The sequence below is a fragment of the Jiangella alba genome, from assembly GCF_900106035.1.
Lineage (GTDB): Bacteria > Actinomycetota > Actinomycetes > Jiangellales > Jiangellaceae > Jiangella > Jiangella alba.
This window is the reverse complement of sequence record NZ_FNUC01000003.1, coordinates 487168-499893: the sequence shown is the minus strand read 5'-3', so window position 1 is coordinate 499893 and position 12726 is coordinate 487168. Positions and strand designations below refer to the sequence as shown.

Sequence of the window (12726 nt, the reverse complement as noted above, 5' to 3'; positions counted from 1 at the left end):
CTGGTTGTCCACAGGGCGACGGTTCGGCCTGGCGCGACGGCGGCCGGTTCGCGCAGGCTGGCGGTGTGGAACTCGACGCCTTGATCGCCGCCCAGTGCGGTGTCGTCAGCCGTGCTCAGGCGCTGCCGGCCGGGTTCACCGTGGCCAAGATCAAGTGGCTGGTCGGCGCAGGCCGGTGGCATCGCCTCCATGCGCACACGTTCGCGACGTTCACGGGTCCGCTGCCGTTCGAGGCCCAGGTGTGGGCGGCCGTCCTGCGCGCCGGTCGTCGCGCCGCGGCGAGTCACCGTGCCGGCTGACAGGTGCGTCGGAGGCAGGATTCACGGAGGGCTGGGTGACGGCGGCCTGCCAACGCCGCCTCACCACACCGCAACGTCTGGCCGACGCGTTGACACGACGCAAGAAGATCCGCTGGCGGCCCATGACCGAAGCCATGCTCGCCGACGTCGCCGACGGCGCCCAGTCACCGCTGGAGCTGCGCCACCTGCGCCGCGTCGAACGCGCCCACCGCGGAACACGTCCGCGTCCTGCGCGCCCGCGGCTGGACCGGACGCCCCCGATCGTGCGGCCCGTCCTGCCGCGTCGCCCCATGATCATCAACGAAATGGGCTGCCAGGGCGACCCGTTTCGTTGATGATCATGGGAGGGTCAGGCGTGGCCGGCGTGCTCGTGCTCGACGTGGCCCTGGGGCTCGATCTGGAACGTACTGTGCTCGATGTCGAAGTGGCCGGCCAGGCATTCGTGCAGCCCGTCGAGGACGGAGTCGGCGCCGCAGCCGGGCTCGGCGGAGTCGGTGATGACGACGTGGGCGGACAGCACCGGGACGCCGCTGGTGATCGTCCAGGCGTGGAGGTCGTGCACGTCGACGACGCCGGGGAGGTCCATGATGTGGTGGCGGACCTCCTTGAGGTCGACGCCCTTGGGGGTGGCCTCGAGGAGGACGTCGAGCACCTCGCGTAGCAGCATCCAGGCGCGCGGCAGGATGAGCACGCCGATCAGCATGGACGCCAGCGCGTCGGCGCGGACCCAGCCGGTCGCCATGATCACGATGGCCGCGCTGACGACGGCCAGCGAGCCCAGGGTGTCGCCCATGACCTCGAGGTACGCGCCACGCACGTTCAGGCTCTCGCGCTGGCCCGAGCGCAGCAGGAACAGCGCGACGACGTTGGCCAGCAGGCCGACGATGGAGACCACCAGCATGATGCCGGTCTCGATCTCGCCCGGCTCGCCGAGCCGCCTTACGCCGCCGACGATGGCCAGCACCCCGATGACGCCGACGACGACGCCGTTGGTGAGCGCCGCCAGGATCTCCGCCCGCTGCCAGCCGAACGTCCGCGTGGTGTTCGCCGGCTTGGCCGCGATGGCCGTGGCCACCAGCGCCAGCGTGACGCCGAGGCCGTCGGCCAGCATGTGACCGGCGTCGGCCAGCAGCGCCAGCGACCCGGAGAGGTACGCGCCGACGACCTGCACCAGCATGACGACGACGATGAGCACCAACACCTGCTGCATGCGGCGCCGGTACGCGTACGACGCGGTGGCGCCCTGCGGCAGGCCGTGCCCGTGACCGTGCCCGGCGCCCATCAGTGCACCTGCCCCGGCCGGGTGGCGGGCGCGGACGCGTCGGGACGGGCCCGGTGCCCGGCCTCGGCGTGCGGGACGGCGTCGGCGTGCGGCGCGTGCGCGGCGCCCACGCCGTCGGGGCACAGCCGGGCGGGCGAGCCGGTCGCCGCGAGGACGTCCTCGGCGGCGGACAGCAGCGCCCACAGCTCGGGCCGGACCAGCGCGTAGAAGGTGGACCGGCCGTGCGGGTGCGGCTCGACCAGCCCGGCGTTGCGCAGGCAGGACAGGTGGCCGGAGACCGTCGACTGGGCCAGCCCCAGCTCACCGGTGAGGTCGACCACCCGCCGCTCGCCGTGGCCCAGCAGCCGCACGATCTCCAGCCGCGCGGGGTCGGCGAGGCTGTGGAACAGCTGCACCGCCGCCGCGTCGACGGACACCCGATTCATCGTCATATGCCGATGATAGCGCGTCCTGCCGATGAACGGTCAGGGGACCGCCGGCTTGCCCGCCGTCCACACCCAGACGTCGAAGAAGTCCTCCAGGTCCTGGCCGGACAGCTCCTCGGCCAGCGCCTGGAAGTCGTCCGTCGTCGCGACCGAGTCCCTGTACCGGGCCGGCCATTCCCGCGACAGCGCGCCGAACGCGTCGGCGCCGATCTCCTGCCGCAGCGCGTACAGGGTCGCCGCGCCGCGGTCGTAGACGGCGCTCGCGAACAGCCCGAGCGGGCCCGGGTCGGCGACGACGGTCTGCCAGAACGCGTTGGACTCCGGCCGCGCCATCACCGCGGCGAACCGGTCGGCGGCCGGCGCCCCGCCGTCGTGCTCACCCCACAGCCAGCTGGCGTACGTCGCCCAGCCCTCGTTCAGCCAGATGTCCTGCCAGCGCGCCGGGCTGACGGAGTTGCCCATCCACTGGTGCGCCAGCTCGTGCGCGACGGTGCCCTCGTTGGCCCGGGTCGAGTAGATCGGCCGGGTCTGCGTCTCCAGCGCGTAGCCGACGCTGTCGTCGTCGACGATCGCGCCGTAGGACGAGAACGGGTACGGGCCGAAGTGGGTCTCGAACAGCGCGATCATCTCGGCCGTCTGCGCGAGCCCGGCCGACGCGGCGGGCGCGAGGTCGCGGTCGATCGCGTCGATCAGCGGCAGCCCGCCGGGCGTCGCCGTCTGCCGGAGCTCGTAGTTGCCGACCGACGCCGTCACCAGGTAGCTGGCCATCGGCTCGCGCGCCGACCACTCCCAGGTCGTCCACCCGCCGGCGGTGTCGGAGCCGACGAGGTCGCCGTTGCCGACCGCGACCAGCCCCTCAGGCACCGTCACGGCGACGTCGTAGGTGGCCTTGTCGGTCGGGTGGTCGCTGACCGGGTACCACGTCATCGACCCATCCGGCTCGCTGGCCACCATCGCGCCGTCGCGGGTCGTGACCCAGCCGTACAGGGCGCCCTCGATGTCGGTCGGGCGCCCGGTCGCGCCGCCGTACGTCACGACGACGTCGACGGCCTTGCCGCGCGGCAGGATCGTCTTCGGCGTGACGATCAGCTCGTCGCCCTCGCGGGTGAACTCCGCCGGCCGGTTCCGCACGACGACGGACTCCACGTCCATGCCGCGCAGGTCCAGGTTGAAGCTGGTGAGGTGCCGCGTCGGCACGATCGTCACGGTCGCGACGGCGTCCAGCCGGCCGGTCAGCGGCGCGGGCGCGGCGGCCGGCGGCTGGTAGCGCAGGTCGAGGTCGTAGTGCACGGCGTCGTAGCCGCCGTTCCCGGCGAACGGGAAGTAGGCGTCGCCCGCGCCGGACTCACCCGGCGCCGGCCTGGACGCGCTGGCGGGGACGGCGGCGGTGGCCAGTAACGCCACGGCGGCCGCGGCGACGACGGCGGACCTGACACGAGATCTCATCGAGGACGCTCCCACGGGAGTAGACGGTGATCAGCGCAGCCTGCCGGAAAACCGGGCAAAAGGGAACGCTCCCCTGGCTGTGGGGCGACCCCCTTTGCAATGAGCACCAATACGCACCACCAGCGGTCCCGGCGGCCCGGTGCGTATTGGTGCTCATTGCAAAGCCGCGCCGGAGGGGGCCGCCTGCCGACCGCCTAGGCTGGCGTCTCGTGGGTGTGCGCGCGCGTCTCGCGGGTTTTCTCGGTGTCCGGCCGCTGGCCCCTGACGCCGCCGGCCAACGCACGGTGCGCCGTGCGGGGCAGGCCGAGCCCGCGCTGGCCGACGTTCCCAGCGGCGAGCTGAGCCGGCGGCTGCGCGCCGCCGGCGACGACGGCGACGCGCTCGCGCTCGTCCGCGACCTGGGCCGGCGCGCGCTCGGCGAGCGGGCCCACGACAACCAGCTGTCCGCCGTGCTCGGGCTGCTCGCCGGGCGCATCGTGCAGCTCGACACCGGCGAGGGCAAGACGCTGGTGGGGGCGCTGGCGGCCACGCTGTCCAGCGTCCGCGGCCGGCACGTCACGGTGCTGGCCGCCAACGACTACCTGGCCCGCCGCGACGCCGAGTGGATGCGCCCGCTGTACGACGCGGCCGGCGTGGAGGTGGCCTGGGTCGGCGCCACGTCGGCGCCCGGCGAGCGGCGCGCGGCCTACGCCGCCGACGTCGTGTACGTGGCGGCGAACGAGCTGGGCTTCGACACCCTGCGCGACCGCCTGGTCCGCGACGAGGCCGAGCGGGTGCGCGGGCGCCGCGAGGTCGTCATCGTCGACGAAGCCGACTCCGTGCTCGTCGACCAGGCCCGGCTGCCGCTCGTCCTCGCCGGCGCCGTCGACGACGCCGAGGCCGACACCGCGATGGCCGAGCTGGTCGCGTCGATGCGGCCGGACACCCACTACACCGTGAGCGCCGACGGCTACGGCGCCGGCTTCACGACGGCGGGCGAGGAGCTGATCGAGCAGACCTTCGGCGTCGACCTCTACTCCGAGGCCGACGGCGGGCGCACCCTCACGCTGGCCAACCTCGCCGTCCACGCCGAGGCGCTGCTGACCCGCGACGTCGACTACATCGTCCGCGACGGCGCCGTCCAGCTCGTCGACGCCTCCAAGGGCCGCGTCGCGCACCTGCAGCGCTGGCCCGACGGCCTGCAGGCGGCCGTCGAGGCGAAGGAGGGGCTGGCGCCGAGCCAGGCCGGCGAGGTCCTCGACTCCGTCACGGCGGCCGAGCTGGTCGAGGAGTTCGGCCTGCTGTGCGGCATGACCGGCACGGCGGCGTCGGCGGTCGAGCAGTTCGACCGCATGTACCGCCGCCGCGTCGAGGTCGTCGCGCCGGACGTGCCGTGCGTCCGCGACGACGAGCCGCTCGCCCTCTACGCCACGCGGGCCGACAAGCTGCGGGCCGTCGTCGACCGCATCGCCGCCGCGCACGCCTCCGGGCGGCCCGTGCTCGCCGGCACGCCCAGCGTCGCCGACAGCGAGGAGCTGGCCGCCCTGCTGGCCGACGCCGGCGTCGCGTGCGTCGTGCTCAACGCGAAGAACGACGAGGCCGAGGCCGCCGTCATCGCCGAGGCCGGACGCCGCGGCGCCGTCACCGTCTCGACCCAGTTGGCCGGGCGCGGCGTCGACATCAGGCTGGGCGGCAGCACCGGGAGCCGCGACGAGATCGCCGCGCTGGGCGGGCTGCTGGTCGTCGGGACGGAGCTCAACGTGGCGGCGCGGCTGGACGACCAGCTGCGCGGGCGGGCCGGCCGCCAGGGCGACCCCGGCGGCTCGGCGTTCTTCGCCAGCCTCGAGGACGACCTCGTCGCGCGGCACGCCCGGCTGCGCGCCTCGTCCGGCGCCGACGGCCGCATCGCCGCGGCCGGCGCCCGCGCGCAGGCCGAGCACGCGCAACGCGTCGCCGAAGGGCTGGCGCTGCGGATCTACGCCAACACCCACTCCTACGCCGAGGTGCCGCGCCGCCAGCGCGAGCACGTCCTGGCCCGCCGCGAGCAGCTGCTGGCCCTTCCCGAGCCCGAGCGCGGGGTGCGGCTGCACTACCTGGACCGCGCGTGGACCGACCACCTCGCCCACCTGGCGCAGGTGCGCGAGGGCACGCCGCTGCGGTCGCTGTCCGGCAAGGCGCCGGTGGTGGAGTTCAACGCCGAGGCCGTCCGCGCCTTCGAGCCGCTGCTCCAGGACGCCGAGGACGACGCCGACGCGTTCCTGGCCGCCCACCCCGACCTCACCGACGCCGCCGAGCTCGGCCTCGGCCGCCCGTCGGCCACCTGGACCTACGTCGCCCGCGACGACCCGTTCGGCTCGCCACTGGACCGCCTGCTGCGCGGGGTCGCCGGGCGCCTGCTCGGCCGCCCCGGCGACGACGAGCGCCCGGCGGCGAGCTGACACACTGACCCGATGGCACTGAGCGGCTTCGGCGTCACCGAGTTCCAGCTGACCCTGCTGCGGCGCATGCAGGACTACCAGCCGGAGCTGGTCGAGGCCGCGTGGGAGCGGCTCGGCGTCACCCGCTCCGACGCGCGGAAGGCCAACGCGTTCTGGCAGACGGTCGAGCGGTCCCGCACGGCGCCGCGCGGGCTGGACCGCTACCGCATCGTGCTCGGCGCGCCGGTCGGCGAGAGCGACGTGAGCATCGGCGAGGTGAAGTGCCGGCTGTTCCACTGGTACCTGCCGCTCTGGCCGGACCTGCGCTGGGAGCTGCTGACCAGCGCCACCGGCAGCGTCGTCAACGGCTGGCTGGCCCGCGAGCACGGCGGCGCCGTCCCCGAGCTGCCCGCCGACGGCGACCTCGAGCCGTGGTCGTGCGTCATCGGCGACGTCGAGCGCACCTACGCCGGCGTCAAGCACCTGGAGGGCGACGCGCCGAGCCGGTGGCACGTCGTGTTCACGACGCCCACCGGCTCGGGACGGCTGGCCCGGTTCGTGTACGGGCTGGTGCAGACGACCGAGGTCAGAGATTCCCGCGCTTCTCCTGCTCGCGCTCGATCGACTCGAACAGCGCCTTGAAGTTGCCCTTGCCGAAGCCCAGCGAGCCGTGCCGCTCGATCAGCTCGTAGAACACCGTCGGGCGGTCGCCGATGGGCTTGGTGAAGATCTGCAGCAGGTAGCCGTCCTCGTCGCGGTCGACCAGGATGCCGCGCTTCTTCAGCTCCTCGACCGGGACGCGGACGGTGCCGATGCGGGCCCGCAGCTCGGGGTCGTCGTAGTAGGCGTCTGGGGTGTCCAGGAACTCGACGCCCTCGGCGCGCATGAGGTCGACGGTGCGCAGGATGTCGCCGGTGGCCAGGGCGATGTGCTGGCAGCCGGCCTGGCCGTAGAACTCCAGGTACTCGTCGATCTGCGACTTCTTCTTCGCGATGGCCGGCTCGTTGAGCGGGAACTTCACCCGGTGGTTGCCGTTGGCGACGACCTTCGACATCAGCGCGGAGTACTCGGTGGCGATGTCGTCGCCGACGAACTCGGCCATGTTCATGAAGCCCATGACCTTGCGGTACCAGTCGACCCAGTAGTCCATGCGGCCGAGCTCGACGTTGCCGACGCAGTGGTCGACGGCCTGGAACATGCGCTTCGGCGCACCGTCGCGCTTGACGTGGGTGGACGTCCGCGCGACGTAGCCGGGGAGGTACGGCCCGGAGTAGCGGGACCGGTCGACCAGCGAGTGCCGGGTCTCGCCGTACGTCGCGATGGCGGCCATGCGAACGGTGCCGTGCTCGTCGCTGACGTCGTGCGGCTCGTCCAGGACGGTGGCGCCCTGGGCCCGCGCGTGCGCGACGCACTTGTCGACGTCGGGGACCTCGAGCGCGAGGTCGATGACGCCGTCGCCGTGGCGCCGGTGGTGGTCGAGGTGCTCGCTCTCCGGGTGCACGCCACCCTTGATGACGAAGCGGGCCGAGCCGCTCTTGAGGACGAACGACTTGTGGTCGCGGTTGCCGGTCTCGGGGCCGGAGTAGGCGACCAGCTCCATGCCGAAGGCCGACTGGTAGAAGTGCGCGGCCTGCGTGGCGTTGCCGGCGACGAACACCACCGCGTCCATCGCCGTGACCGGGAACGGGTCTTTGCTCTCGTCGTACTCGACGAGTCCGACGAGCTGCTTGAGCTGCTCGAGATCGAGGTCGGCGTCGCGTTCTTCGGGCGTCAGAGTGTGGTCGGTGGCCGTCATGACAGGACTCTGCCGGGGCCGCTCTCGGGTGTGCAAGAGGCCACCGAGGCGCTGATCAGGGTGTACGGTGTGGACACTGTTTCTGCTGGATCACTGTGCAGACTGTCCAGTCAGGAGATCGCATGATCGACGCCCTCGACGCCCGGATCCTCGAGCTGTTCACCCACGAGCCGCGCATCGGCGTGCTGGAGGCGTCGCGACGGCTGCAGGTGGCCCGCGGCACGGTGCAGGCCCGGCTCGACCGGCTGCGCGACACCGGGGTCATCGCCGGCTTCGCGCCGACGGTCGACCCCGCCGCGCTCGGCTTCCGGGTCACGGCGTTCGCCTCGCTCGACATCCGCCAGGGCGCCCGCGAGTCCGTCGCCGCGCACCTGAGCCGCATCCCCGAGGTGCTCGAGGTGCACACCATCACCGGCCAGGGCGACCTGCTCTGCCGCATCGTCGCGCGCGACAACGACGACCTGCAGCGGGTCATCGACGACCTCGTGGGCGACGACGACATCGTCCGCACCACCACGCTGATCGCGCTGTCCACCGTCGTCGCGCCGCGGATCCTCCCGCTCGTGGCGTCGGCGGTCGGCTAGGCCGAGCCGGGCTCGCCGCACCAGGCGATCAGCGCGGCCCGCAGCTCGGCGTCACGGCGGATCATCGGGCGGGTGTCGGTGGCCCAGGCCACGTAGCCGTCGGGGCGGACCAGCGTCAGGCCGTGCGAGCGGTCGACCGTCGTGACGAGGTCGACCCGGCCGGCCCACGGGTTCACCAGCCCGTGGTGGTCCTGCCCGGTCAGCAGCACGAACCGGCCGCCGCGCAGCGCCTCGTAGAGGCGGGTCTTCGTGCCGGAGTCGGTGACGACGGAGACGTCCGGCACCCGCTTGCCGACCAGCGGGTGGTCGCCGCGGGCCCGGCCATAGCCGATGGCCAGCCCGGACACGAACTCGCCGGCCTTGCGCTGCATCGGAGCGATGCTCGCGGCGACGGCGCCGGCGACGTTGCGGACCGCGCGCAGCGGCGCCGACCCCGTCAGCGCCAGGCGCAGCAGCGTCCCGCTCCCCTGCACGACGCTGGCCCCGACGGCGCGGCGCTCGGTGTCGTAGCTGTCCAGCAGGCCGGGCGGGGCCCAGCCGTGCAGGTCGGCGGCGAGCTTCCAGCCCAGGTTCGCGGAGTCCTGCAGGCCGGTGTTCATGCCCTGGCCGCCGGCCGGCGAGTGCACGTGCGCGGCGTCGCCGGCGAGGAACGTCCGGCCCTTCCGGTAGCTCGGGACCAGCCGCTCGTCGCTGTGGAACCGCGACATCCAGCGGGCGTCGTGCATGCCGTAGTCGGTGCCGAGGACCCGGGTGGCGACGTCGCGGATCTCGTCGAGGTCGACGGGGTCGTCGTCGGGCCGCCGCGCCTTGCGGTCCCAGGCGATGACGCGGAACCAGCCGTCGCCGAACGGCGCCACGAACGCGAACCCCTCGTCGCCGGCGTTGGCCACCAGCACCTCGTCGGGCGGGTCGGCCAGCCGGACGTCGGCCAGCATGACCGACTCCACGACCGCCTCGCCGGGGAACGGCAGCCCGAGCGCCTCGCGGACGGTGCTGCCCACGCCGTCGGCGCCGACCGTGTAGGCCGCGCGGACCGACGGCCCGCCGTCGACGCGCACGGTGACGCCGTCGTCGTCCTGGTCCAGACCGGTCACCTCGGCGCCCTCGACGAGCGTGGCGCCGGCCGCGCGGGCCCGCGCCGCCAGCACGTCCTCGACGTTGTACTGCGGCGTGACGAGCACGAACGGGAACCGCGTCGGCAGGTCGGAGAGGTCGACCTCGATGCTGCCGAACAGGCTGAGCCCGGCCACCCGCGTCCCCGTGCCGATGAGATCGTCGGCGATGCCGCGGGCGTCGAACACCTCCAGGGTGCGGGCGTGGACGGCGAACGCGCGGGTCAGCGGCGAGCGGCCGGTGCGCCGTTCGAGCAGCGTGCAGCCGACGCCGGCGCCCGCGAGGTCGCCGGCCAGCAGCAGCCCGGCCGGGCCGCCCCCGACCACGACGACGTCCGTCTCACTCATCGATCCCTCCCGGCTCGTCGGCCTGTCGGCACGGTACCCGCCCGGACGCGTTTCGTATCCGCCGGCTTCATCACACTCTGCGTCACCCCTGGTCATGTCTGACGTCGTGGTCCTGCCGACTTGCCTCGCCCCCCGGGTGTCAGGGTTGAATGTCTCCGATGTCCAGTCGAGCCTCGGGCGGCGCGCTCGCCGCCTGCCTCATCACCGCAGCCATCGTCGGCTTCGCCGGCGGGGGCTACTTCGGCTCGCAGTCCGGCAACGACTCGCCGTCCGCGTCCGAGACCAACGCGCCCGACGACACCACCCCCGTCGGCGAGACCCCCGGCGGCGAGACCCCGCCCGAGACCGACGCACCGGCCGGCGACGGCGCGCTCACCCTGAGCGCCGGCCAGACCTCGATCGCCCCCGGCGGCCAGATCGACTTCACCGGCGCCATCGACCCGCCCGAAGAGGGCATCCAGTTGCGCCTCGAACGCAGCATCGACGGCGGCGACTGGGAGACGTTCCCGCTGAACAACCAGCCCGTCACCAACGCCGACGGCGCCTTCAGCACCTACGCCTCGACCAGCCAGACCGGCACCAACGCCTTCCGCCTCGTCCGCGAGGACGACGACTCCGTCGTGTCGAACGAAGTCCAGGTCACGGTCGGCTGAGGCGCAACGTCGGTGGCGGATGCTTCAATAGGCGACGATGTCCCGACCAGCCACAGGCGACGCGCGAGCCGCCAAGCACGCCGCCGGCGGCCGCCGAGCCGCGGGCCGCGGCTCCGGCGACGCTCCGTCCGACGCTGGTTCTGATGCCGGTTCCGACGCTTCCGGTTCCGGCGACGCTTCCGGCGACGACGACCTCGGCATCGCCTCCTGGCTCGAGTCCGGCACCGTGGCGCCGCACGAGACCGGGCCGCTGCTGGCGCCCCTGAGCGACGAGCTCGGGACGCCGTTGTGGCCGGCCCCGGGCGGTTCGTCGGGTGCTGCGTCGGATGCTGCTGCGCGAGCCGACCACGCGGCCAAGCACAGCCGCCCCATCGACACGTCGGCGCCCGCTGCTGGCCGCCGCGCCGCGTCCGGCCTGATGGAGACGCCGGATTCGCCCGCCCCGCGCCGCACGTCCGGCCTCGTCGAGACGCCCGAGTCCGGCGCACCCGCCGCCGACCCGGCCGAGGCCACGCCGCAGCGCGGACGCCGGTCGGGCCGCATCGAGACCGTGCCGCCGGCCGGCCCGTCCCAGCCCGGCCGCCGGTCCCGGTCCGGTCGCATCGACACCACCCCGCCCTCGTCGGCGCCGCCCGCCGCCGACGCTCCGGCCGCCGGGGCTCCAGTCACCGACGCTCCGGCCGCGGGAGAGGCGCCGGCCACCGACGCCCCCGAGGCGACGCCACGACCCGGCCGCCGGTCCCGATCGGGTCGCATCGACATCGCCGAGCCGGCGGCCACACCCCCCGCCCAGGCCACGCCCCCGGCCGGCCGACGGTCGTCCCGGTCCGGCCGCATCGACGCGCCCGAGCCCGCGCCACAGGAGGGACGCCGGTCGGCGTCGGGGCGCCTCCGGATCGAGCCGGACGACCCGCTCGGCCTCAGCTCCACACCCGAACCGGACCCCCTCGCCGACGCCACCCGCCCCGCCGCCGGCGCGACCAGATCCGCCCGCACCGCCGGTCGCAGCCGCGGCCCCGGCCACTCCGCGCCGGACCACGCCGGGCCGGACCACTCCGGCGCCGCCAACCCTGCCACCGGCCCACACGACCCCGACGCCACCCGCCCCGCCGCCGGCGCGACCGGCTCCACCCGCACCGCCGGGCGCAGCCGCGGCACCGGCCACCCCGCACCGGACCACTCCGGCACCACCGACCCTGCCGCCGGCCCACACGATCCCGACGCCGCCCGCCCCGCCGCCGGCGCGACCAGGTCTGCCCGCAGCGCCGGTCGCAGCCGCGGCCCCGGCCACGCCGGGCCGGACCACTCCGGGCCGGACCACTCCGGCACCACCGACCCTGCCGCCGACCCACACGATCCCGACGCGGCGCCGCCCGCCATCCAGCCCGCCGACCCGTCCCCGGAGCCAGCCGCCACCCCGGACGCCCACGCCGCGTTCTGGGCCGACTTCGCCGCCGAGAACGACGACGCCGGCACCGTCGCCGCGCCCGCCGCGCCTGAGCGGGGCACGTCCCGGTCCGGCGGCCGCCGGGCCGCCGCGCGCCGGGCCAAGCCGCAGCCCGAGACCGCGGCCACCGCCGTCGCCGCACCGGCGGAGACCAGGGCGTACGAGCCCGGTCCCGGCTTCGCCGCCGCCTTCGGCCCGGGCGCCCCCGAAGCCCGGCACACCCCCGAGACCCGGCACACCCCCGAGACCAGGCACACCCCCGAGACCAGGCTCGCTCCCGAGACCCGGCACGCCCCCGCGCTCCCCGACGCCGACCCGGACGACCAGGGCGGCCTCGACCACCTCGACGACCTGGACGACGCGCCGGACCACGCGCGCAGTCCCCGCACGACCCGTGACCGGACCACCACCCGCACCGCACCCCGTCGCACCGGCACCGGCCCCGGCACCCGCACCGGCACCCGCACCCCCGCCGGCCCGCCCGGCCAGGCCACGACCGGCGCGCTGGCCGCCTGCCTCGCCGTCGCCGCGGTCATCGGGTTCGCCGGCGGCGCCTGGATCGGCTCCCGCGACGACGGCCAGCCCGGCGACGCCGCCAGCCAGGACCCCGGCACGTCGGTCCCGGGCGAGCCCGTCGCCGAGGAGGGCCTGCGCCTCACCGCCGACCCCGCCGAGGTCGCGCCGAACGACCTCATCGCGCTGACCGGCACGCTGGCGCCGGTCGAGGGCGGCATCCGGGTGTCGCTGCAGCACAAGGTCGGCGACGGCGAGTGGCAGGACTACCCCGCCAGCCGCCCCATCACGCTGACCACCCGCGCCGACGGCACGTTCAGCGGCTCGGTCGCCACCGACGCGCCCGGCCCGAACCTGTTCCGCCTGGTCAACGTCGACGACCCGGAGATGGTCTCGAACGAGATCGAGGTCAGGGTCAGCGGCTGA

12 protein-coding genes are annotated in these 12726 nt (G+C 74.6%); 7 read left to right on the top strand and 5 right to left on the bottom strand.

What is annotated here, in order from left to right; all coding sequences use genetic code 11:
- Nucleotides 1-65 precede the first annotated feature (65 nt).
- Both BLV02_RS04975 and BLV02_RS04970 read left to right on the top strand, forming a co-directional pair.
- Nucleotides 66-299: a hypothetical protein gene (locus BLV02_RS04975; RefSeq protein WP_069113054.1), complete on the top strand. Its 234-nt coding sequence runs from the start codon at nt 66-68 to the stop codon at nt 297-299.
- A 35-nt stretch (nt 300-334) separates the two neighbouring features.
- Nucleotides 335-634, top strand: coding sequence for a hypothetical protein (locus BLV02_RS04970; RefSeq protein WP_141711707.1), 300 nt, complete (start codon nt 335-337; stop codon nt 632-634).
- A gap of 14 nt (nt 635-648) precedes the next feature.
- Here BLV02_RS04970 and BLV02_RS04965 read toward each other — a convergent pair whose 3' ends face one another.
- From BLV02_RS04965 to BLV02_RS04955, 3 genes are read right to left on the bottom strand one after another with little or no spacing between them, the layout of a single operon-like run.
- Complete coding sequence (locus BLV02_RS04965; RefSeq protein WP_069113052.1) at nt 649-1581, bottom strand: cation diffusion facilitator family transporter; 933 nt, start codon at nt 1579-1581, stop codon at nt 649-651.
- A complete protein-coding gene (locus BLV02_RS04960) occupies nt 1581-2012 on the bottom strand; it encodes an ArsR/SmtB family transcription factor (protein WP_141711706.1) in 432 nt (143 codons plus the stop codon). The genes BLV02_RS04965 and BLV02_RS04960 overlap by 1 nt, the downstream gene beginning before the upstream one ends.
- A gap of 33 nt (nt 2013-2045) precedes the next feature.
- Nucleotides 2046-3452 carry a M1 family metallopeptidase gene (locus tag BLV02_RS04955; RefSeq protein ID WP_069113050.1) on the bottom strand — a complete coding sequence of 469 codons (1407 nt, stop codon included), beginning with the start codon at nt 3450-3452 and terminating at the stop codon, nt 2046-2048.
- 209 nt (nt 3453-3661) lie between these two features.
- Between BLV02_RS04955 and BLV02_RS04950 the strand changes: the two genes are divergently transcribed.
- Nucleotides 3662-5869 (top strand): preprotein translocase subunit SecA, encoded by a 2208-nt coding sequence (locus tag BLV02_RS04950; RefSeq protein WP_176986513.1) that lies wholly within the window; start codon nt 3662-3664, stop codon nt 5867-5869.
- Between the two features lie 12 nt (nt 5870-5881).
- Nucleotides 5882-6490 carry a hypothetical protein gene (locus tag BLV02_RS04945; RefSeq protein ID WP_069113049.1) on the top strand — a complete coding sequence of 203 codons (609 nt, stop codon included), beginning with the start codon at nt 5882-5884 and terminating at the stop codon, nt 6488-6490.
- On the opposite strand, the gene hppD is transcribed toward BLV02_RS04945, so the two are convergent.
- The gene (hppD, locus tag BLV02_RS04940; RefSeq protein ID WP_069113048.1) at nt 6435-7643 is read right to left on the bottom strand and encodes a 4-hydroxyphenylpyruvate dioxygenase; all 1209 of its coding nucleotides are present in this window, start codon (nt 7641-7643) and stop codon (nt 6435-6437) included. The two genes, BLV02_RS04945 and hppD, sit on opposite strands and share 56 nt — an antisense overlap.
- Before the next feature lie 122 nt (nt 7644-7765).
- Here hppD and BLV02_RS04935 point away from each other — a divergent pair, with 122 nt between their 5' ends.
- Entirely contained in the window at nt 7766-8227 is a 462-nt protein-coding gene (locus BLV02_RS04935) for an Lrp/AsnC family transcriptional regulator (protein WP_069113047.1), read from the top strand.
- On the opposite strand, the gene BLV02_RS04930 is transcribed toward BLV02_RS04935, so the two are convergent.
- The gene (locus BLV02_RS04930) at nt 8224-9687 is read right to left on the bottom strand and encodes an FAD-dependent oxidoreductase (protein WP_069113046.1); all 1464 of its coding nucleotides are present in this window, start codon (nt 9685-9687) and stop codon (nt 8224-8226) included. The two genes, BLV02_RS04935 and BLV02_RS04930, sit on opposite strands and share 4 nt — an antisense overlap.
- Nucleotides 9688-9845: 158 nt before the next feature.
- Between BLV02_RS04930 and BLV02_RS04925 the strand changes: the two genes are divergently transcribed.
- Nucleotides 9846-10340, top strand: a complete 495-nt coding sequence (locus BLV02_RS04925) for a hypothetical protein (RefSeq protein ID WP_069113045.1) — start codon at nt 9846-9848, stop codon at nt 10338-10340.
- A 37-nt stretch (nt 10341-10377) separates the two neighbouring features.
- Entirely contained in the window at nt 10378-12726 is a 2349-nt protein-coding gene (locus BLV02_RS04920) for a hypothetical protein (protein WP_069113044.1), read from the top strand.